We start from the raw sequence: 19,872 nt of genomic DNA on the forward strand, positions 1-19,872 counted from the left end.
CCTTGACGCACGCCGGCGGCCAGCACCGCGGCGCGGTCGGTGGGATCGTCCGAGTCGGAACCGATCGCCGCAACGGCCACCGGCGACGGCCGGACGAGCACCGACAGCGCGGCCTCGGCCCGCCGCGCCAGCGGCCCCGGCTCCGGCTCCGGAAAGAGGTCGTCCAGCGGTGCCAGGACCAGCGCCACGTCGGCCTCCGCCGCCAGGTGGGCGTTGGTCGTCGAATGGACGCAACCGTCGAGATGGCGGCGACCCACGACGGCGACCGGCGGGAACACCCCGGGTACGGCGCAGCTGGCGGCGAGGGCGCTACCCAGCGACACCCCGTCGTCGGCGTCCCAGGACACCTCCGCGCCGGTGTGGGCGTCGACCGCGACGATCACCAGACGAGGGACTCGCGGCCAGTCCCGTACCGGAACGATCTCCGCGAGCGTCTGCCGCTGACGCTCGGGCAGACCGGATCCGGCGGCGATCGCCAGCCGACCGATCTGGGCCCGGACCTTGGCCGAAGGCAGCTCGGCGTACCCGTCGATCCGGTACGCCTCGGCGACCAGCTCCAGATGCGGCCGTCCGGCGAGGGCGCCTCGCACGTCCGCGTGCACGGCGAACCGGGCCGCCTCGGCGAGGCTGCCACCCGCGATCAGCACACCCGCGATCGCACCCGCCGAGGTCCCGACGACCAGATCGGGCGCGGCCAGACCGCGGGTCGCCCGCGCCACCCCGGCCAGCACGCCCACCTGCCACGCGATCCCGGTGATCCCGCCACCGCCCAGCACCAGCGCACGCCTCATCGACGCCCCCCTGACCTCCCGCCGCCGCGAGGGACGACGGGCACCTCTCGACCATCCGCCGCGATCGGCGCCTCTCGACCATTCACCGCGATTTCGGTTGCCGTACCAACACCCACCGCAACGATCGATTGGTGAACGAACGCCGACCCACTGGCGAACGGCAGGCGAACGGCGTCGCCGGTACGGCGATGGTCCACGCCGAACGTCGCTTGTCACTCGGGTGGGCCTGGACCGGGCAGCTGCCCGGTCCAGGCCCACCCGCGGATCCTCGTCGTACGGTTCAGACCGGGCCGGTCCTCACGCGCACGGGGACCCGTTCAACGCGACACCACTCGGGCCCGGGTTCGACGAACCACTACCGATGAACCCGATCGACGTCGACGCGCCTGGCGCCAGGCTCTGCGCCCAGCTCGGCGCGGTGGCGGTCACCGTACTGCCGCTCTGCGACACGGTGGCGTTCCAGCCCTGGGTGACGGAACTACCGCCGGGCATGGTCCAGGTCGCCGTCCAGGGGCTGATCGCCGACGAGCCGGTGTTGGTCACCGTCACGGTCGCCTGGTATCCGCCGGACCAGGAGCTGTCCACCCGCACGGCGGCGGTGCAGGCTCCCGCAGGCGGGTTCGAGGTCGGGGCAGCGGTGGTCGGCGGCACCGTCGTCGGCGGCACCGTCGTCGGCGGCGCGGTGGTCGGCGGCACCGTCGTCGGCGGCGCGGTGGTCGGCGGCGCGGTCGTCGGGTCACCACCACCGACGAAGTTGACGTCCGAGCAGTTGTAGAACGCTTCCGGGCTGTCCGACCGCTGCCAGATGGAGTAGATGATGTGTCGGCCGCTCTTGTTGGGCAGCTGCGCCTGCCACGAGTACTCCGCCCCCGATTCCCCGCCACCCAGCGGCGGGTTGGTCACCTGGTCGAACGGTGCCGGCTCCAGATCGGACCAGCGCAACGGCTGGTTCGGGTTCCAACCGTCCTTGGTCACGTACTGGTACCAGGTACCGGGATGCGGCGCCCAGGCGTTGTACTTGAACGTGACGCTGGCTCCTGAGCGCAGAGTCGTGGTGGGCCAATCGGTCCGCGCGGCGTTGTAGGCGGCGTACTTGTCCGTTCCGGCGCCGCAGAGCTCGCCGTCGGGGATGATCTCCTGGTGCCGGCCGCCGGCGTTGCCGATCAGGACCGCGTAGAAGTCCCACAGCGGCTGCTTGCCGCCCTGGGCCACCGCGTCCACACACGCCGGGTTGGTGGGGTAGAGATCGCCGCCGCCGGCGGCCCGCCCATCGACATAGCAGGCGTAGGTCCTGGTCGCCGGGTAGACGAACGCCCCGTGGGCCATCGCCGCGTCCGGCTTGAGCAGGAGCGGAACGCCGGTGCCCAACACAGCTGCGGCGGCCACGACCGCCATCTTCCGTCGAATTGTCACAGAATTCCCTTTCAGTGGCTGCACCCGTGCCCGCCGGGACGAACCGGCGTCGACGACACGGGTACGTGGGTGCGGGGCTGGGCAGCCATGCCCACCGATCCCACACCCGATCTGTCCGACGATGCGCGCTGCGTCGTACGGCCACTCTGGAAGCGTTGCCCTGGACGCTCCCGGCCCGGTACACCGTGACAGCGCGCGGCCACTCGCGACCGCCACGCACCGACATTGCACCATGATCCGACGCAGTGAGCAACGTGAATGCGGGCATGGCGCTGGGCCGGGCCGCCGACCGCGTGCGGTCGGCGGCCCGGCCCAGCGCACCGTCAGGACCGGTGGTGAGTCGTCTCGCGCGTCACCAACTGAGATACCAGGACTGCGTCTGTACGTTGAGCTCGGGGAACCGGACCAGCTTGGCACTGGCGGTCCGCCAGTCGCGGATCTCCAGGACGTCCAGGCCTTTCTGGATGTCGCTGGAGTAGATGTATCCGTTGTAGTAATAGGTCGACCACGGCCCACCGGTGACCCGGCGCTCCAGGTCGAGTGGACCACGCTCCCAGAACCCGATCTCCACCGGAGCAGCGGAGTTGGTGAAGTCCCACACCGAGACACCACCCTGATACCAGGCCTGCACCATGATGTCGCGGCCGAGCACCGGGATCAGCGATCCGTTGTGCGCCACGCAGTTCTCGGTCGGGCCGTTGGTACGGGGGATCTTGAAGTAGCTACGGAACACCAGCGTCCGGGCATCTGCCGTACCGGTGATGTCGTAGATCGCGTTCGCTCCCCGCTGTGGACCGATCTCCGGGTTGCACGTCGCCGAACCACCGCCGCCGAGCTCGTCGGTGAAGACCACCTTCGTGCCGGAGTTGTTGAAGGTCGCCGAGTGCCAGAAGGCGAAGTTGGTGGTGTCGCGCACCTGGTGGATCACCCGGGGCGCCTCGCGGTCGGCGATGTCCAGCAGCACACCGTCACCCATGCAGGCACCGGCGGCGAGGTCCTTGGCGGGGTAGGCGGTGATGTCGTGGCAGCCGCTCGTGGTCGAGCTGCCGTTGCCGCCTGGGTTACCGCCGTCCGGGAACAGGTTCGGAGTGTCGATGAGCACCGCCTCGGTCGGCTTCTTCAGCGGGACCTTGATGATCGAGATGAGGTCGTGCGGCGGTTGGCAGTCGGGAAAGCTCGCCGACGGGCTGTACGACGAGACGTAGATGTAGACCGACTTGCGGTTCTTCGCCGGCACCAGGGTGTGCGTGTGGGAGCCACAGTTCGTCTCGACCGACTTGATGTACCGGGGGTTCTTCTTGTCCCGGATGTCGAAGATCTTCATGCCCTCCCAGGACTCCTTGACCGACGCCGACTGCGAGACGCTGTCGCAGGAGTCGTCGCTACGAGACGAGTCGGTGGAGAGGAACAGCAGATCGCCGTAGACCGAGATGTCGTTCTGCGCGCCGACGCAGACCACCTGGGACACCAGACGCGGCGCGCGGGGGTCGCCGATGTCGTAGATGACGAAGCCGTTGTAGTTGCCGACGAAGGCGTACCTGCCCTGGAACGCCAGATCCGAGTTCAGGGCCGATTCGGTGTTGAACGGCGCCGGTTTCGGCAGGTTGGCGATCTGACGCAGGTTGGGACTACTCGCGATCTCGTCCACGCCGAGCCCGGGATCGTCCGTGGCGTCGAGTGTGCGCTGCGCGAGACACAACTCGACGGCGAGTGCGTCGGTCGCATCGGCACAGTCCTCGTCGAACGGCGTCCTGGCGTGGCTCGGCGTGGCCACCGCGACGCTGGTCAGCAGGGTGACGATCGCCACCACCGCGACGGTCCGGAGCTGCCGCAGCCCTTGTGGGGAGCGTGTGATCATGTGCGGCACCCTTCGAAAGGGGTTGATGATGGAGCTGACCTTACCGTTGAGTTCCCGGCATCGATGTGATAGTCATCACATCGATGCCATCCGACTCCGTGGATAGCATCGCGGCAACTCCACTGGGGGGCATCGTTGAGTCGACACCGTCGTCACCTGCTGGTGATCCTGCTGACCGCCACGGTGGTCGGTACCGCCATCGGCGTGTCCCGGATGGCCGATTCCGGACCCGGCACCCAGGAGCCTTCCGGTGTGGACATCCAGTCGGCTGGTGACGCCGCCAGCGACCCGCCGGTCATCCTGCCGGGCAGACCGGGCGAACCGGCCGAGGTACGTCCGGGATCGGACGTGGTCATCGATCCACCGCAATACAACGCGGTGGACACCTGGTACGTCCAGATGATGATCCCGCACCACGATCAGGCAGTCCGGATGGCGTCGCTGGCCGCCGGCCGCACGGACAACCCCGCCGTCGTCGCCTTCGCCGACCGCATCCGGGCCGGCCAGTCTGCCGAACTCGACGTCCTGCGCGGCTGGCTGCAGGACAGAGGCCTGCCGGCCGGCACCCACGACCACGCCACCATGCCCGGGATGCAGACGTCCGAGGCGATCCGCCGACTGGCCGCCGCCCGCGACGGCGAGTTCGACCGACGGTTCGTCGAGATGATGAGCGCCCACCATCAGGGCGCCATCGACATGTCCACCCGGGTACTACAGGCCGGCAGCGACCTCGCGGTAGAGGAACTCGCGACGGCGATCGCCGCCGAGCAGGCGGTGGAGGTCGATCGGATGCGGGACATGATCGCCAGCTGAGCCCGTCACGCCCTGCGCCCCCGGGCCGTCTGTCCGCCCTGGACGTCCACCGTGATCCGATGGTCGAGGTCGGTCACCGACGAATCCCCGGAGTGGCGCAACAACGCGCCGACGTACCGCAGGCCGACCCCGCCGACGCCCAGGCCGACCAGCTCGACCAGCAGCAACGCGGGTCTCACCAGCACGACGGTGGTACCGGCGCGGATCAGACAGACCAGCAGGAACACCGCCCCCATGCCGGCGGCGAACAGGTTGAAGCGCACGAGTGCCGACCGGAAGGCCCCGGCGGGCTCGTCCCACAGATCGATCAATCCCGCCCCCGTCGTGACCGCCATCGCCACCAGGCCGGCCACCATCGTCCAGTAGCCGACCTCCCCGAACAGCGTCGGGCCGCCAGCGAGCGTCGAGACGTCGAACAACGTGGCGCAGACGAAGAGCCCGAGGGGTAGCGTGACCAGCATCGGCTGGATCGGATGACCGGGCACCCGCTGTCGGCTGTCCATCGAACTCCCGCCTTTCCGCAGTTCGTCACGCTGTCGCGGCGCCGTCACTCCCGAGTGTGCTCCTGGTCCGACCGGACCGCCACTGTGCACACCCGTGGGGCTCACCCGCCAGTGCGCTCCACCGAGGAGACGAGCCGCTCGGCTACCTCGGCCAGCGGGATGGCGGTCGCCGCCGCGGCGTCCTGGAGCACCTCCAGCGCCTGCTCCGCCCGGCAACGGCGCTGCGTCATCACCACCCCGATCGCCTGGCTGATCACGTCACCGTGCGGACGGGTCGGGTCGACCCGGTCCGCCTCGCGAGCGCGGTCACGGACCGCGCTGAGCAGGAGTCCCGCGTGTTCGGCGAGCAGCATCGCGGTCAGTTGCTCGCGAGCGGCGAGCGCGCCGGGACGCTCGGCGTACAGGTTGATCGAACCGATCGCCTCTTCGTCGACGTCCACCGGCGCGCAGAGCACCGCGTGGATGCCCCGCCCAGCCGCCGCCGAGGTCCACCGGGGCCAGCGACGATCGTCCGTGAGGGACGGGGCGAACACGATCTCCCGGTCCCGGATCGCGGTCATCGCCGGGCCGTCGGCGGCGTACTGCAGTTCGTCGAGGTCCTTGATCAGTGGATCGGAGGCGGTGACCGACGCGGGTTGGCCGGCCCGCAGCACGCACACACTGGCGTACGCGACAGCGGGCAACGCGTGCCGGGTGGTTCCGGCCAGGTGGTCCAGCGCGTCATCGAAATCGACACACCGGATCATGCCAGCGGTCAGTTCGCGAAGCACCGCAGCGGTCTCCACGACCGCCAGTCCGGCGGAGTCCCACTGATCGGTCCGCTTCACCGGTCGGCGACCGGACGGGCGGCACCGCCGATCGGCGGGCAACCGCTGGTGTACGTCACCTCGGTCATCGGATTGTCAACTCCGGTCTCCCGTCAGCGCCCAGACTCGACCTGCCAGTTGCGAACTTTAGTGCAATCTGTCGCTTCCGGGGACGACCTACCCGAGTGCCTCCCGATCACACCGCACGGCGGGAACTCCAGCTGATCCGCCGCGCGGGCGGGAACGGCATCGCGGTCACGCCCGACCCGCCAGACGACGCCCGACCGAGGAGATCAACCGGTCCAGCTCGGATCCGAACGGGTTGTCGTGCACCAGGTAGGTCCAGGTGGCACTCGGTCGCACCAGCTGCGCCTGGTCCGGCTGCCAGTCGTCGTCCAGCTCGGTCTCGGAGAACGTCTCCACGGTGCGTGCCTCGATCTCCGGTACCAATCGGTTGAAGGCCGGAACAGCCGCCCGGTGAAACTCGTCCAGCGGATCCAGCCGGCCCAGCGCGCGCAGGTGCACACCCTCGCGGACCTCGGACAGTTCCGCCAGGTGCTCGGCCCAGAGCCGGTCGAGGTGGTAAAGAGCGATGCTGCGGGCGGCTCGGGACAGCACGTCCTCGTCGAGCTCGGCACAGCGCTGCGGGAAGCGCTCCATCAGCATCAGCGCGGCGACCTCGGTGGTCAGCAGCCGCTCGCGGCGTTGCGCCAGCGCCTTGCGCTGTTGCTCGATGACGACGCTGTAGCGCCAGGTGTTGCGATGGATCTCGTAGTCGACTCCTTCGGCGATTCGCTGCGCGTGCTCGATGGCGAAATCGACCTGTTCGTCCTGCACGATGCCGTCGGCGGTCATCCGGGGCGACGGTGGAATGGCGTCCGGGGCGTGCCGAACCACCAGGTCGTCCTCCAGGCTGACGAAGAAGACCGAACCACCCGGGTCGCCCTGCCGGCCCGCCCGGCCCCGCAGTTGGTTGTCCACCCGTCGGCTGTCGTGCCGGCCGCTACCGATGACGTACAGCCCGCCCAGTTCGGCGACCTGATCCCGATCGGCCTGGTCACTACCGCCGAGCCGGATGTCCACGCCACGACCGGCCATCTGCGTGGACACCGTCACCGCGCCCAGCGCACCGGCCTCGGCGATGATCGCCGCCTCCTCGTCGTCGTTCTTGGCGTTGAGGACCACACAGGTCACTCCGGCCTCGGCCAACGCCGCGGCCAGACTCTCCGACTCCTTGACGTCGAGCGTGCCGACCAGCACCGGACGACCGGTGGCGTGAGCGGCGGCGATCTCGGCTACCAGCGCCTCGTCCTTCTCCGCCCGGGTGGCGTAGATCCGATCCGGCTCGTCGACACGGACGTTGGGCTCGTGCGGCGGAATCACCGCGACTTCCAGTTTGAAGAACTCCCGAAGCTGGTCGCCGACGAGCACCGCCGTGGCGGTCATGCCACACAGGGTGCGGTACATCCCCACGAACGCCTGGACGGTGATCGTGCCGAGCACCTCCCCTTCGGCGGTCGCGTTCAGGCCTTCCTTGGCCTCGACCGCCGCCTGCAGGCCGTCCGGCCAGCGACGTCGCTGCGCGACCCGGCCCCGCATCTCGTCGACCAGTTCCACCGCGCCGTCCCGCACGATGTAGTCGACATCCCGCTTGAGCAGGGCGTGCGCGTGCAACGCGACGTGGATCGCCGACAGCTGCCCGACGTTGTCGTCGGCGTACAGGTCGATGCCGGCCAGCTTCTCCTCCACGGCGGCCAGGCCGGCGGTGGTGAAGGCCACGCTCCGACCGTCGTCGGCCACCTCGAAGTCCCGCCCCGCCCGCAGATTGCGTACCAGCGCGGCGGCGGCGTGCACCGGGTCCTGCTCGCCGGGCACCGCACCGGCCAGCACCATCGGCACCCGCGCCTCGTCGATCAGGATCGAGTCGGCCTCGTCGACGATGGCGGTGGCCAGCGCCGGCTGGACCCGGTCGGCGATGTCGGTGACCAGCTGGTCACGGAGGAAGTCGAAGCCGGCCTCACTGACCGAGACGTAGGTGACGTCACGCTGATAGGCCTCGCGCCGCTGCTGCGGCGTGCTGGCCTCGGTGACCCAGCCGACGCTCAGACCCAGCAGCCCGTACACCGGAGCCATCCATTCGGCGTCCCGGCGGGCCAGGTAGTCGTTGACGGTGAGCACGTGCACCGGGGCGTTACCTCGCCGGACGTGGCCGTAGGCCGCGATCGTCGCGGTCAGGGTCTTGCCCTCACCGGTCGCCATCTCCGCCACCTTGCCGGCGAGCAGCGACATGGCGCCCAGCAACTGCTCGTCGAAGGGGCGCTCGTCGATGGCGCGCCGCGCCGCCTCGCGGCCCACCGCGCACAGGTCGACGAATTCGCGGGCCTTGTCCGCACGGGCGGTCAGGGCCATGTCGTCGAGCTCCCGTAGCTCGTCTTCGCGCGCGGCGATCGCGGGTAGCAACTTCTCCAGCGGCGCGAGATCGACGGTACTGCCCGGCCGCTGGAGGAAACGCCGGAACCGACTCTTCAGACGATGCGACACACCCATGTCGGTCAACGCTACGCGACGCGGCGACGATCGGGCGCCCCGGCCGGGCACTGTCGTCGCGAGCCCGCCGGGCGCGGGCAGGCATACCCGGGTTCCGCCCGGGTAGCCAGGAGCCGGCCCAGCGTCGGCACCGAGGAGTGGATCATGAGGTACGCGCGGCAGACCGTCACTCCCACGGTCGGAGACTGGACGGTCCGACGCACCGCGTCGGCCCGCCGATGGGCGCCCTGGGAACTGGCGTCGGTGAAGGCCGGCCACCGGGTGAGCGTCGTGTTGCCGGCCCGCGACGAGGAAGCCACCGTCGGGGCGATCGTCGGGGCGATCCGCGAGCATCTGGTCGACCGGGTTCCGCTCGTCGACGAGATCGTGGTGGTCGACTCGCGGTCGCAGGACGCCACCGCGGCCGTGGCCGCCGCGGCGGGGGCGCGGGTCGTCAGCCAGGACGAGATGACCATCGGGCTGCCCCGGTTGGAGGGCAAGGGCGACGCCCTCTGGGCCGGGTTGGCCGCCAGTGACGGCGACCTGATCGCCTTCGTCGACGCCGACCTGCGGGAGTTCCAGCCGGCGTTCGTGACCGGCCTGCTCGGTCCGCTGCTCAGTGACGCTTCGGTCAGTTTCGTCAAGGGCTTCTACCACCGGCCGCTGGTGCGGTCCAGCGACGTGGAGGCCGACGCCGGTGGACGGGTCACCGAGATCATGGCCCGCCCGCTGTTCAATCTCTTCTGGCCCGATCTGGCGGGTTTCGTGCAGCCGCTGGCGGGCGAGTACGCCGGGCGCCGGACGGTGTTGGAGCAGATCCCGTTCGTGTCCGGCTACGGTGTCGAGACGGCGATGCTGATCGACCTGCTGGAGCTCTGCGGGTTGGACGCGTTGGCCCAGGTCGACCTCGGCGAGCGACGGCACCGCCACCAGAGCACCGAGGCGCTGGGGCGGATGTCCGCGCAGATCATGCTCACCGCGTGGTCGCGGCTATACCGCAAGGGGTGGGTGATCTCGGAGTACCCGCCCGGCAGCCTGATCACGCAGTTCCGCCGGGGCGGAGCTGACGCGTTGAGCAACCTCGACCGCGAGATCGTGGTGAGCGACGTGTCGGTGCGGGAACGGCCTCCGTTGGGTCAGCACCGGCGGTCGCTGGCGACGGCGGCCGGCTGATCAACGCTGCCGGCAGCGTTGATCACGCTGCCGGCACCGCCGGATCACACCGCTGCCGGCCCTGCACCGCCGGTGCGCCGCTCCGCCGGCATCGGCTCCAGACGACGGCACGGGTCACTTCTTGCTGTCGGCCTTGGGCTTGGTGGCGCTGAAGACGACCACTCCGACGACCACTCCGACGAGGGCGATCGCGCCGGCGTTGGAGGTGTCGTCACCGGCTCCGGAGACACCGAAGCCGAAGGTCACGACACCCGCGACGACTGCGGCGACCAGACGATTACCACGTTGCTTCACATTGCGGATGTTAGCCACTTTTGTGCTGTAATCTGCCTGGTGCCTCGATCGGGTGACGCGGGCCCGGTGGGCCGATCAGCGCTCTGCCTGATCAGCGCTCTGCCCGCTCAGCTGACGGCTCGTCGAAGAGCCCGGCCAGGCCGGCGACGGCGAGGCTACGGCGTACGTAGGGCTGCGGCCGGGCCAGCCGCAGGCGTATCCCGGCCCGACGCGCCACCTCCTGGCTGGCCAACAGAGCGGCGACCCCCGAGGCGTCCACGGACGGTACGCCGTCGAGGTCGACCAACACCTCGGTCTCGGCGCAGGTGCGTACGGCGTCGGCCAGGCCGAGACGGACCTGCTCGGCCGAGTCCCGGTCCAGATCGCCGCGCACCGTGACCCGGACGCGGCTGCCGGCGCGGTCCACCGACAGGGTCAGCGACGCGACGTTGTCCGGTTGACCGGTGCCGGACTCCCAGCGGGGCGGGGAGTCGGTCAGCATCGCCTGACGCAGCCAGGTCAGGGTCCGGGAGAGCAGCCGTGAGACGTGCATCTGGGAAATGCCGAACTCAGCGGCGATGTCGGACTGCGTGTAGTTGCCGTAGAAGCGCATCGCCAGGATCCGACGTTCCCGGGCCGGGAGCCGGTAGAGCAGGTCGCTGACGGTCAGCCGGTCGTCGACCGACTCCAGGTCCGCGTCGAGTGCGCCGAACATGTCACCGAGTTCGGCCGGTCCGTCGTCACCCACCGGCCCGTTGAGCGAGGCGGGCGTGTAACCGGCGGCCGACTCCAGCGCGGCGAGGATGTCCTCTTCCGAGGTCTCCAGTCGCGCGGCCAGCTCGGCGACCGTCGGTGACCGGGACAGTTCACTGGTCAGTACGGCGGTCGCCTGGCTGACCTCGATGGTCAGGTCCTGGAGCCGACGGGGCACGTGCACGCCCCACGTACGGTCCCGGAAGTGCCGCTTGATCTCGCCGGTGATCGTCACCGCCGCGTACGCGGTGAACGAACCCCGCTCCGGGTCGTAGCGGTCGACGGCCTTGACCAGGCCGAGGCGGGCCACCTGCTCCAGGTCCTCCAGCGGCTCGCCCCGTCCCCGGTAGCGGCGGGCGAGACGACCGGCGAACGGGAGCGCGAGTTGGACGAGCTCCTCGCGTGAGCCTCGGCGTTGGTTCTCCGCCTGGTCGGCGAAGCGGGCCGCGTAGGACAGCGCGGCACCGTCGAGATCTTCCAGTACGTGTTCCGAGCGCGTTGCTGTACGCTTTTGTCCGGACATTCCGCCCCTCCCGGGTGATCCGGCTCCGAGCTACGCATTCCGGTACATGGGATCGACCGGTCCCGTTCCACGTGCCCCGGTCGTGATTCCCCGCCGCGACCCGTCACCTGCCGTTCACTCCCTACGCCGGACCTTACTGCCCGTGACCGAGCGGCTTCGCGCATAGCCAGGAAAAGGCGTGGAAATTCCATGCCGGAATCCGCTCACCGGAACCACCGACCGGGAACCACCGACCGGGAACCGCCATAGGCCCCGCTCGGCTCAGGCGGTCGACTGGTCCGCGTACCGCAGCACGGCGCCGACGCCGCCGTCGAGGTCGGCTTCGTCCGGTCCCACCAGCACCAGATCGGCGTCGGTGGCGGCCAGCGCACGCAGCAACGCGGCGTCCGCTCGGACCTCACGCGCCTCGGCGACCGACATCGCGCCCAGTTCGCCGGGCTCCAGCGCGATCTGGGTGGCCTCCGGGCCGATCCACAGCCGCCGGGTCGACGACGGATCATCGACCAGCAGCAGCGTGTCCACCTGAGCCCGCCGCAGCGCCTCGACGACGGCGGACAGCCCGACGCCGCGCCCCTGTTGGGCGCCGAAGCGGTCCAGCACCCGCGCGGAGCGCCCGGCCGCGACCTCGGCGATCGCCTGGATGGTCACGTCGGTCAGCGGCTCCGGGTCCGCGCCGAGGGCACGCGCGCCGGCATCGGTTTCGACGGTGCGTTCCTGCCAGCGTCGCGGCAGCTGGGCGATGAGCAGCCGCCGTGCCTGCGGATCACCCGCCACCACGAGCACCTCGGCACCCACCTCGTCGGCGAGGGCGGCCGTGGCGACCGCGCTGTCCCCGGCGTTGCGCCGCCAGCTGACCTCCGCCGCGCGTTGGAACCGCGCCTGCGACCACGCGCCGGGCTGGACCTTGCGGATCGGGTACGCGGCGGACCCGTCGACCGAGAGCTGCCGGGGCAGCGCACCGGCACTGACCGCGTCGACGTCGGCGCCGGTACGGCTGACGAGTACCCGCAGCCAGCTGATCTCCTCGCCCCGCTGAGCGACCAGTGGCATCACGTGGGGTAGCGGTCCCACCGTGGCCAGGTCGCGGCGGGGTGGCGCGGACAGGTAGTCGTGCATCATCACCTCGCCGCCGGCGGCGCCCAACGCGAGGCCGTACTCCCCCGGCCGAGGGACGTGTCGCCGCAGCGCCAGGTCCATGGCCCGAACGGTGTCGGGATCGGCTCCCTGCTCGTCGAGACGGTCGCGCAGGGACCGCCACCGCAAGTTCAGCGCCTCGGCGGCGTCCTCGGTGTCCCGGGACGCGTCGAGGTAGACCGAGGCCCACGGTCCGGGGCGGGCGTAGAGCGGTCGCAGGAAGGACAGGTCCATGGCAGCACCCCCTCATCTCACGACCGACATACCCGGCTAGGTCCGCCAATCACCTCAAATCTCCCGGTAATCGCCCGCTGAGCGCCATTCACTCATGGCATTCACGTACACCCATCGATACAATGCGTAAACAGTCACAGACTTTGGGTGGTGATCGATGGATCCCGAACTCTTCCCGGAACGTGCCGTCCACCGCCCAGGACCGATCATCACCGGACACGTGGTCCGGCTGGTCGGCGGCTACTCCCGCCCGATCAAGGTGGGGCAGCCGGTCCTCGTCGGGGTCCTGGCCGCCGCCGGCGTGGTCCGGGTGCTGAGCGCGGCCATCTCCTCGCTCCGGCTCGCCGGAAGCGGTTCCACCGCCGGCCGACGCAAATGGAAGGAGCTGCGCAACGGCCCGGAATTCCTGGTCACGCCGCTGCACATCCGAGACACCAGCGGCGTGCTCTGCGAAATGGAGATCCACGGACACGTGCCGCAGAGCGCGCTCGACCCCACCGACCACGTCCAGGTCACCGTACGGCGGCAGAAGGACCCCGAACTGCCGCCCCGGGTCGAACGGATCGTCAACCTCACCACCGGGCAGTTCCTCACCCCCCGTACCCCGACGGTCTGGTCCCACCTCGGACCCGCACTGCTGTTCCAGGCGATCCTCGGTGTCGCGCTGCTCGCGGCCGTCGGCGCGGCGGTCGTCGCGCTGGCGCGCACCGGTGGGTGATCCACCCATGATCCACCCAACCGCCCATCCCTCTGGCGGATGAGTCCGCCCGACGGCGTACTGCGTGAGACGTAGGCGACTGACCCACGGCCGGGCGACGCCAACCGTGACGGTCTCGGAGATCATGAGGTGATGAGGACGTCAGCCGGGCGACAGGCCGCTCGTGAGTGATCTGCTGATCGCGGTCGCCTTCGCGGTCGCCTCCGCCGGCGCGTACGCCCTCGCCGCGGTGTTCCAGGAACGACTCGCGGTCCGGCTTGGCGCGCAGGCACCCTGGCGAAGGACCCTACGAGCGCTGCTCGGCGCACGACGATGGTGGCTGGCCGTGGCGCTCAACGGCACCGGCGCCCTGCTGCACGTCGCCGCGCTGGCCTACGGACCGCTGTCGGTGGTGCAGCCGCTCGGCGTACTCACCCTGGTGTTGGCGTTGCCGATCGGCGCGGCCCTGAGCGCCCGACGGGTCGGTGCCCGCCAATGGCAGGGTGCCGCGTTGACCATCGTGGGGCTGGCACTGCTGCTCCTGCTCATCGTTCCGAGTAGCGGCGAACGTCTGGACGGCGCGGACGGGACCATCTTGATGCTCGCCGGCGGCGGAGTCGTGGCCGTACTGACGACCGGTGCCACACTGGTCCGCAGAGCGGTGCCGCGCAGCCTGCTGCACGCCACTGGGTCCGGCGTCGCGTTCGCCGTGGCCTCCGCGTTGACCCACGCGGTGACCCGCGAGTACGACGCCGCCGGGCTCCCGGCCCTGGTCACCCCGCTGATACCGGCCATCGGCGTGATGGCGGTCGCCGGGGTGCTGCTGTCCCAGCTCGCCTACCGGGGCAGCGGGCTCGGCGCACCGCTCGCCACCGTCACACTGGCCAACCCGGTCGCCTCGGCGGTCATCGGAGTGGCGTTGTTCGACGAGCGATTCGCCGCCGGCCCGGTCGCCGCCGCGCTGTTGGTCGTGGCCGCCGCCACCGCTGGTGCCGGCATCCTGTTGCTGGTGCCCGGGGAGAAACCGATGGCCCCGGCAGACCCACCCGCCGGATCGGACGCGGAGCCGCCGCTCGACCCGCGATCCGGGTCGCCCCGACCCGAGGCGGAGGTTGCGTCATCCGCCGACGGCGTGCCGGGAACGGGCAGGTCCCGCGCGTCGCGGACCTCGGCGCTGTGCCGCCGCTGACGCCGAACCGCGCGGAGCCGCCGCTGACGCCGAACCGCGCGGAGCCGCCGCTGACGCCGTGACACAGCCGCCCGAGGTGTCTTCGGTCACCTCAGGGCGGTTTGGGGATGCGGATCCGGCGCGGATGCCTTCTCCTTGACGCAAGGGGCACTCGAGCGCACCGCGGCGCCGGATCCCCGTCCCGGCTGTCAGCCACCTTCCGCACCACACGCACCCGCACCATTCCTCACCCTGCCCTGCCGCCATCGGCACCCGTTTCCGCCTGCATGGATGGAGAGATTGCGATGACCCCGCGGGTCGGCGACCAGTTCGCCAACGCACTGGTCACCCAGGACGGTCCGTGCCGTCCGGTCCCGACGTCACGTCCACACCCGCCGCTGCCGACCGACGGCGCGGGCACGAACGCCCGGCACCGCATCCTGATGTTGTCCTGGGAATACCCGCCGGTACTGGTGGGTGGGCTGGGCCGGCACGTGCACGCCCTGTCCGTCGCCCTGGCCAACGCCGGCCACGAGGTCACCGTCGTCACCCGCCACGCCCCCGGCGCACCCCTCGAGGAATACGCCGACGGCGTACGCATCATCCGCGCCGCCGAAGACCCACCCCTGTTCCCCCTGGCCACCCCCAGCCTCCTCGCCTGGACCATGGCCTTCAACCACACCCTCACCCGCGCCGCCCTACGCGCCACCCAGTCCGCCGAATACGACGTCATCCACGCCCACGACTGGCTCGTCACCCACACCGCCATCACCCTCAAGGAACACCTCGACATCCCTCTCGTCGCCACCATCCACGCCACCGAAGCCGGCCGCCACCAGGGCTGGCTGCCCAACGAGATGAACAAGTCCATCCACTCCATCGAGCACTGGCTCGGCCACGAGTCCGGCCGGGTGATCACCTGCTCCGGCTACATGCGTGACGAGGTGATCGACCTGTTCGGCGTACGGCCCGACCGGGTGGACGTGGTGGCCAACGGTGTCGACGCCGGCCGCTGGCAGGTCTCCCCCGACGCGGTCGCCGCGGCCCGCGCCCGGTTCGCCGGAGACGGTCCACTGGTCACCTTCGTCGGCCGGCTGGTCTACGAGAAGGGCGTGCAGCACCTGATCGCCGCCCTGCCCCGGCTGCGCCACCGACACCCCGGGCTCCGCCTGGTGATCGTGGGCGACGGCCCGTACCGGGCGGAACTGGAGGCCGAGATCGACCGGCACGGGCTGCGGAACGCCGTCAGCCTGCCCGGCTTCCTGGGCGGCACCGACCTGCCGGCGGTGATGGCCGCCTCGGACTGCTTCGCGGTGCCGAGCATCTACGAACCATTCGGCATGGTCGCCTTGGAGGGCGCCGCCGCCGGTGCGCCACTCGCCGTCGCCGCCACCGGCGGGCTCGCCGAGATCGTCGAGCCGGGCGTCACCGGGATGACCTTCCGGCCCAACGACCCCGACGGGCTGGCCGACGCGGTCGGCACCCTGCTCGCCGACGCGGACCTCGCCCGGCGGGTCGCCCGGCGGGCCCGCCGGATGGTGCACGACCAGTACGGCTGGTCGGCGATCGCGCATCGTACCGCCGCCACCTACTCGGCGGCGATCACGCAGTCGTCGGCATTCACCACGGAACGGGCGGCCGCCCGGATGGCGCAGGGTCAGACCACTATCGTCATCCCGGACGGAAATCTCCTCGCCGGTGCGGGGAGCAGGTGACCTCGACCGGGGAGGCTGCACTGATCGACACGATCAGCGACTTCGACCTGTACCTGTTCGCGCAGGGCCGCCACGAGCAGTTGTGGCGGATGCTCGGCGCCCACCCCCGGGCCGGCGGCTGCCGGTTCGCGGTGTGGGCGCCGAACGCCCAACAGGTCCGGGTGATCGGTGACGGGCCGGGCTGGGGTCCGTACGAGGGGCACGCCCTGGACCGGCTCGGCGCCAGCGGGGTCTGGGCGGGTTTCGTGCCCGGCGTGGTGGCCGGACAGCGGTACAAGTTCCGGGTCCAGGGCGCCGACGGCACCTGGACGGACCGGGCCGACCCGATGGCCAACGCCACCGAGGTGCCGCCTCGGACCGCGTCGGTGGTCTACCAGTCCGGCTACGTGTGGAACGACACCGACTGGATGACCCGCCGGCGCGGCGACCACCACGCCCGGCCGATGGCCGTCTACGAGGTCCATCTCGGCTCGTGGCGGCCCGGGCTCGGCTACCGGGAACTCGCCGACCAACTCGTCGGCTACGTCACCGACCTGGGCTTCACCCATGTGGAGTTCATGCCGGTGATGGAGCATCCCTTCGGTGGCTCCTGGGGCTACCAGGTGACCGGCTACTACGCGCCGACGTCCCGGTTCGGCACACCGGACGACCTGCGCTACCTGATCGACCGGCTGCATCAGGCCGGGGTCGGCGTGTTGCTGGACTGGGTGCCGGCGCACTTTCCCCGCGACGCCTGGGCGCTGGCCCGGTTCGACGGCACCGCGCTGTACGAGCATCCGGATCCACGCCGGGGTGAGCACCCGGACTGGGGTAGCCTGATCTTCGACTACGGCCGGCCGGAGGTCCGCAACTTCCTCGTCGCGAACGCGCTGTACTGGCTGGAGGAGTTCCACGTCGACGGCCTGCGGGTCGACGCCGTCGCATCGATGCTCTACCTGGACTATTCCCGTGGTCCGGGGCAGTGGCTGCCCAACGCCGAGGGCGGCAACGCCCACACCGAGGCGATCGAGTTGCTCAAGGAACTCAACGCCACCGCGTACCGGCAGCATCCGGGGATCGTCATGATCGCCGAGGAGTCCACCGCGTGGCCCGGCGTCACCCGGCCGACGGACTGGGACGGCCTGGGATTCGGTCTCAAGTGGAACATGGGGTGGATGCACGACACCCTGAGCTACCTGGCCCGCGACCCAGTGCACCGTAGTCACCACCACGACGAGATGACCTGGCCGGCGGCGTACGCGCACACCGAGCAGTTCCTGCTGCCGATCAGCCATGACGAGGTGGTGCACGGCAAGGGCTCGCTGACCGCCAAGTTGCCGGGTGACCGGTGGCAGCGGTTGGCCGGGCTGCGCGGTCTGCTCGGCTACATGTGGGCCTTTCCCGGCAAGCAACTGCTCTTCATGGGCTGCGAACTCGCCGACGAGCATGAGTGGAGCGAACAACGAGGGCTGGACTGGTCACTGGCCGCCGACCCGGCGGTGGGTGGGATCGGCAACCTGCTCCGCGACCTCAACCGGGCCTACCGGGACTGCCCCGCGCTGTGGGATCTCGACGTCTCCCCCGACGGGTTTCGGTGGATCGACCACACCGGCGCCGCCACCAACGTGCTGTCGTTCCTGCGGTACGCCAGTGACGGCGGTGTGATGGCCTGTGTGGTGAACTTCTCCGGCGTGCCACGGCACGATCACCGGGTGGGTCTGCCCACCGGCGGCGACTGGATCGAGGTGGTCAACACCGACGCACAGTGGTACGGCGGCTCCAACGTGGGCAACATGGGCGCGGTCCGGGCCGACGGTCCACCCACGAACGGGCAACCGACGTCGGCGCTGGTCCAGGTGGGGCCGTTCGCCGCGGTCTGGTTGCGGCCAAGGCCGACGGCCGACGCCACAACGACCGCAACGACGGGTGCGACGGGTGCGGAACCCGGGACGCGTGGACCTGACGGCGGAGCCGACGCCGACTCGGCGGCCGGCGCGCCCGGTCCGGCATCGGCCGCCGGTCCGGCGGCTGTCGCGCCCGGTCCGGCGGCGGAAGCCGGACTGACCAGCGGTACGCCGATGTCGTCGACCTGACCGCGCACGACGACGGGCCCGGGCACACGACGACGGCCGGTCGGCGATACGAGACGAGGTGGGTCTCGTACCGCCGACCGGCCGTCGGTGTCCGATCAGTGGGCAGCCAGCGGATCAGGACTGGTCAGCGCTGGTCGACCGGGACGAAGGCACGCTCCTGGGGTCCGACGTAGAGCTGCCGGGGTCGACCGATCTTGTTCGACGGGTCGCTGATCATCTCGCGCCACTGGGCGATCCAGCCAGGGAGCCGGCCGAGCGCGAACAGCACGGTGAACATCTTCGGCGGGAAACCCATCGCCTTGTAGATCAGACCGGTGTAGAAGTCCACGTTCGGGTAGAGCTTGCGCGAGACGAAGAAGTCGTCGCCGAGCGCGATCTCCTCCAGCTGCATGGCGATGTCCAGCAGCGGATCCGGCTTGTCGAGCCGGCCGAGAACATCGAGCGCCGCCTGCTTGACGATCGCCGCCCGAGGGTCGTAGTTCTTGTAGACCCGGTGGCCGAAGCCCATCAGCTTGACACCGCGTTCCTTGGCCTTGACCCGACGGACGAAGGCCGGTACGTCCCCGCCGGCGGCCGAGATGTCCTGCAGCATCTCCAGGACCGCCTGGTTGGCGCCGCCGTGCAGCGGGCCGAACAGGGCGTTGACCCCCGCGGAGACGGACGCGAACAGGTTGGCGTTGCTGGAGCCCACCAGCCGTACGGTCGAGGTGGAGCAGTTCTGCTCGTGGTCGGCGTGCAGGACGAACAGCATGTCGAGCACCTGTGCGGCCACCGGGTCGATCTGGTATTCGGTGGCGGGTACCCCGAACGTCATCCGCAGGAAATTCTCGACGTAGCCGAACGAGTTGTCCGGGTACAGCAGCGGCTGGCCGATCGACTTCTTGTGCGCGTACGACGCGATGGTCGGCACCTTGGCCAACAGCCGGACCGTGGAGATCTCCACGTGGTCCGGGTCGAACGGGTCGAGGCTGTCCTGGTAGAAGGTGGACAGGGCGCTGACCGCCGAGGAGAGCACCGCCATCGGGTGGGCGTCGCGGGGGAACCCGTCGAAGAATCGACGCATCTCCTCGTGCAACATGGTGTGCAGCCGGACCCGCTCACTGAACTCCGACAGTTGGTCAGCGGTCGGTAGCTCCCCGTAGATCAACAGGTAGGTGACTTCGAGGAAGGACGCCTTGCCCGCCAGCTGGTCGATCGGGTATCCGCGATAGCGCAGAATTCCCGCGTCGCCATCGATGTAGGTGATCGCCGAGGCGCACGACGCGGTGTTGACGTACCCCGGGTCGAAGGTGACATGTCCGGTTTCCTTGAGCAATGCGCCGATCTCGATCCCGGCTGGGCCCTCGACGGCCGGCTGCACCGGCATCGACATCTGGCCACCAGGATGGTCTAGCTTCACATCCGTCATATGGTCCCTCGC

General features: G+C 70.2%; 15 protein-coding genes and 1 pseudogene. 6 read left to right on the forward strand and 10 right to left on the reverse strand.

The features are described 5' to 3' along the window. Positions 1-212: 212 nt before the first annotated feature. The 3 genes and pseudogenes from O7632_RS19550 to O7632_RS19560 form a co-directional block, all read right to left on the reverse strand. Positions 213-791, reverse strand: a pseudogene (locus O7632_RS19550) (patatin-like phospholipase family protein); the annotation flags it as partial. 297 nt (positions 792-1,088) lie between these two features. After that, entirely contained in the window at positions 1,089-2,186 is a 1,098-nt protein-coding gene (locus O7632_RS19555; RefSeq protein WP_278120201.1) for a lytic polysaccharide monooxygenase, read from the reverse strand. Between the two features lie 370 nt (positions 2,187-2,556). Beyond that, entirely contained in the window at positions 2,557-4,059 is a 1,503-nt protein-coding gene (locus O7632_RS19560; RefSeq protein WP_278120203.1) for a hypothetical protein, read from the reverse strand. A 138-nt stretch (positions 4,060-4,197) separates the two neighbouring features. Between O7632_RS19560 and O7632_RS19565 the strand changes: the two genes are divergently transcribed. Beyond that, the gene (locus tag O7632_RS19565) at positions 4,198-4,875 is read left to right on the forward strand and encodes a DUF305 domain-containing protein (RefSeq protein ID WP_278116309.1); all 678 of its coding nucleotides are present in this window, start codon (positions 4,198-4,200) and stop codon (positions 4,873-4,875) included. A gap of 5 nt (positions 4,876-4,880) precedes the next feature. Here the strand turns inward: O7632_RS19565 and O7632_RS19570 are convergent, their stop codons facing one another. The 3 genes from O7632_RS19570 to secA2 form a co-directional block, all read right to left on the reverse strand. Further along, a complete protein-coding gene (locus O7632_RS19570; protein ID WP_278116311.1) occupies positions 4,881-5,378 on the reverse strand; it encodes a DUF2231 domain-containing protein in 498 nt (165 codons plus the stop codon). A gap of 101 nt (positions 5,379-5,479) precedes the next feature. Continuing rightward, complete coding sequence (locus tag O7632_RS19575; RefSeq protein WP_278120205.1) at positions 5,480-6,124, reverse strand: GAF and ANTAR domain-containing protein; 645 nt, start codon at positions 6,122-6,124, stop codon at positions 5,480-5,482. Between the two features lie 315 nt (positions 6,125-6,439). Next, positions 6,440-8,731, reverse strand: a complete 2,292-nt coding sequence (secA2, locus tag O7632_RS19580) for an accessory Sec system translocase SecA2 (RefSeq protein ID WP_278116312.1) — start codon at positions 8,729-8,731, stop codon at positions 6,440-6,442. Between the two features lie 144 nt (positions 8,732-8,875). On the opposite strand from secA2, the gene O7632_RS19585 reads away from it, so the two are divergent. After that, positions 8,876-9,883 (forward strand): glucosyl-3-phosphoglycerate synthase, encoded by a 1,008-nt coding sequence (locus O7632_RS19585; protein ID WP_278116314.1) that lies wholly within the window; start codon positions 8,876-8,878, stop codon positions 9,881-9,883. A gap of 114 nt (positions 9,884-9,997) precedes the next feature. Here the strand turns inward: O7632_RS19585 and O7632_RS19590 are convergent, their stop codons facing one another. From O7632_RS19590 to O7632_RS19600, 3 genes are all read right to left on the reverse strand, one after another. Beyond that, positions 9,998-10,177 (reverse strand): hypothetical protein, encoded by a 180-nt coding sequence (locus tag O7632_RS19590; RefSeq protein WP_278116316.1) that lies wholly within the window; start codon positions 10,175-10,177, stop codon positions 9,998-10,000. A 91-nt stretch (positions 10,178-10,268) separates the two neighbouring features. Beyond that, positions 10,269-11,432: a SigB/SigF/SigG family RNA polymerase sigma factor gene (locus O7632_RS19595; protein ID WP_278116319.1), complete on the reverse strand. Its 1,164-nt coding sequence runs from the start codon at positions 11,430-11,432 to the stop codon at positions 10,269-10,271. A 261-nt stretch (positions 11,433-11,693) separates the two neighbouring features. After that, positions 11,694-12,800: a Vms1/Ankzf1 family peptidyl-tRNA hydrolase gene (locus O7632_RS19600; RefSeq protein ID WP_278116321.1), complete on the reverse strand. Its 1,107-nt coding sequence runs from the start codon at positions 12,798-12,800 to the stop codon at positions 11,694-11,696. 157 nt (positions 12,801-12,957) lie between these two features. Here O7632_RS19600 and O7632_RS19605 point away from each other — a divergent pair, with 157 nt between their 5' ends. From O7632_RS19605 to glgB, 4 genes are all read left to right on the forward strand, one after another. Next, the gene (locus tag O7632_RS19605; RefSeq protein WP_278116323.1) at positions 12,958-13,518 is read left to right on the forward strand and encodes a hypothetical protein; all 561 of its coding nucleotides are present in this window, start codon (positions 12,958-12,960) and stop codon (positions 13,516-13,518) included. A gap of 163 nt (positions 13,519-13,681) precedes the next feature. Continuing rightward, complete coding sequence (locus O7632_RS19610) at positions 13,682-14,686, forward strand: DMT family transporter (protein ID WP_278116326.1); 1,005 nt, start codon at positions 13,682-13,684, stop codon at positions 14,684-14,686. A gap of 284 nt (positions 14,687-14,970) precedes the next feature. Continuing rightward, positions 14,971-16,380, forward strand: coding sequence for a glycosyltransferase family 4 protein (locus O7632_RS19615; protein ID WP_278116328.1), 1,410 nt, complete (start codon positions 14,971-14,973; stop codon positions 16,378-16,380). Beyond that, positions 16,377-18,452, forward strand: a complete 2,076-nt coding sequence (gene glgB / locus O7632_RS19620; protein ID WP_278116330.1) for a 1,4-alpha-glucan branching protein GlgB — start codon at positions 16,377-16,379, stop codon at positions 18,450-18,452. The genes O7632_RS19615 and glgB overlap by 4 nt, the downstream gene beginning before the upstream one ends. Positions 18,453-18,576: 124 nt before the next feature. On the opposite strand, the gene O7632_RS19625 is transcribed toward glgB, so the two are convergent. Next, a complete protein-coding gene (locus O7632_RS19625; RefSeq protein ID WP_278116332.1) occupies positions 18,577-19,860 on the reverse strand; it encodes a citrate synthase in 1,284 nt (427 codons plus the stop codon). Positions 19,861-19,872 lie beyond the last annotated feature (12 nt).

The organism is Solwaraspora sp. WMMD406 (assembly GCF_029626025.1).
GTDB lineage: Bacteria > Actinomycetota > Actinomycetes > Mycobacteriales > Micromonosporaceae > Micromonospora_E.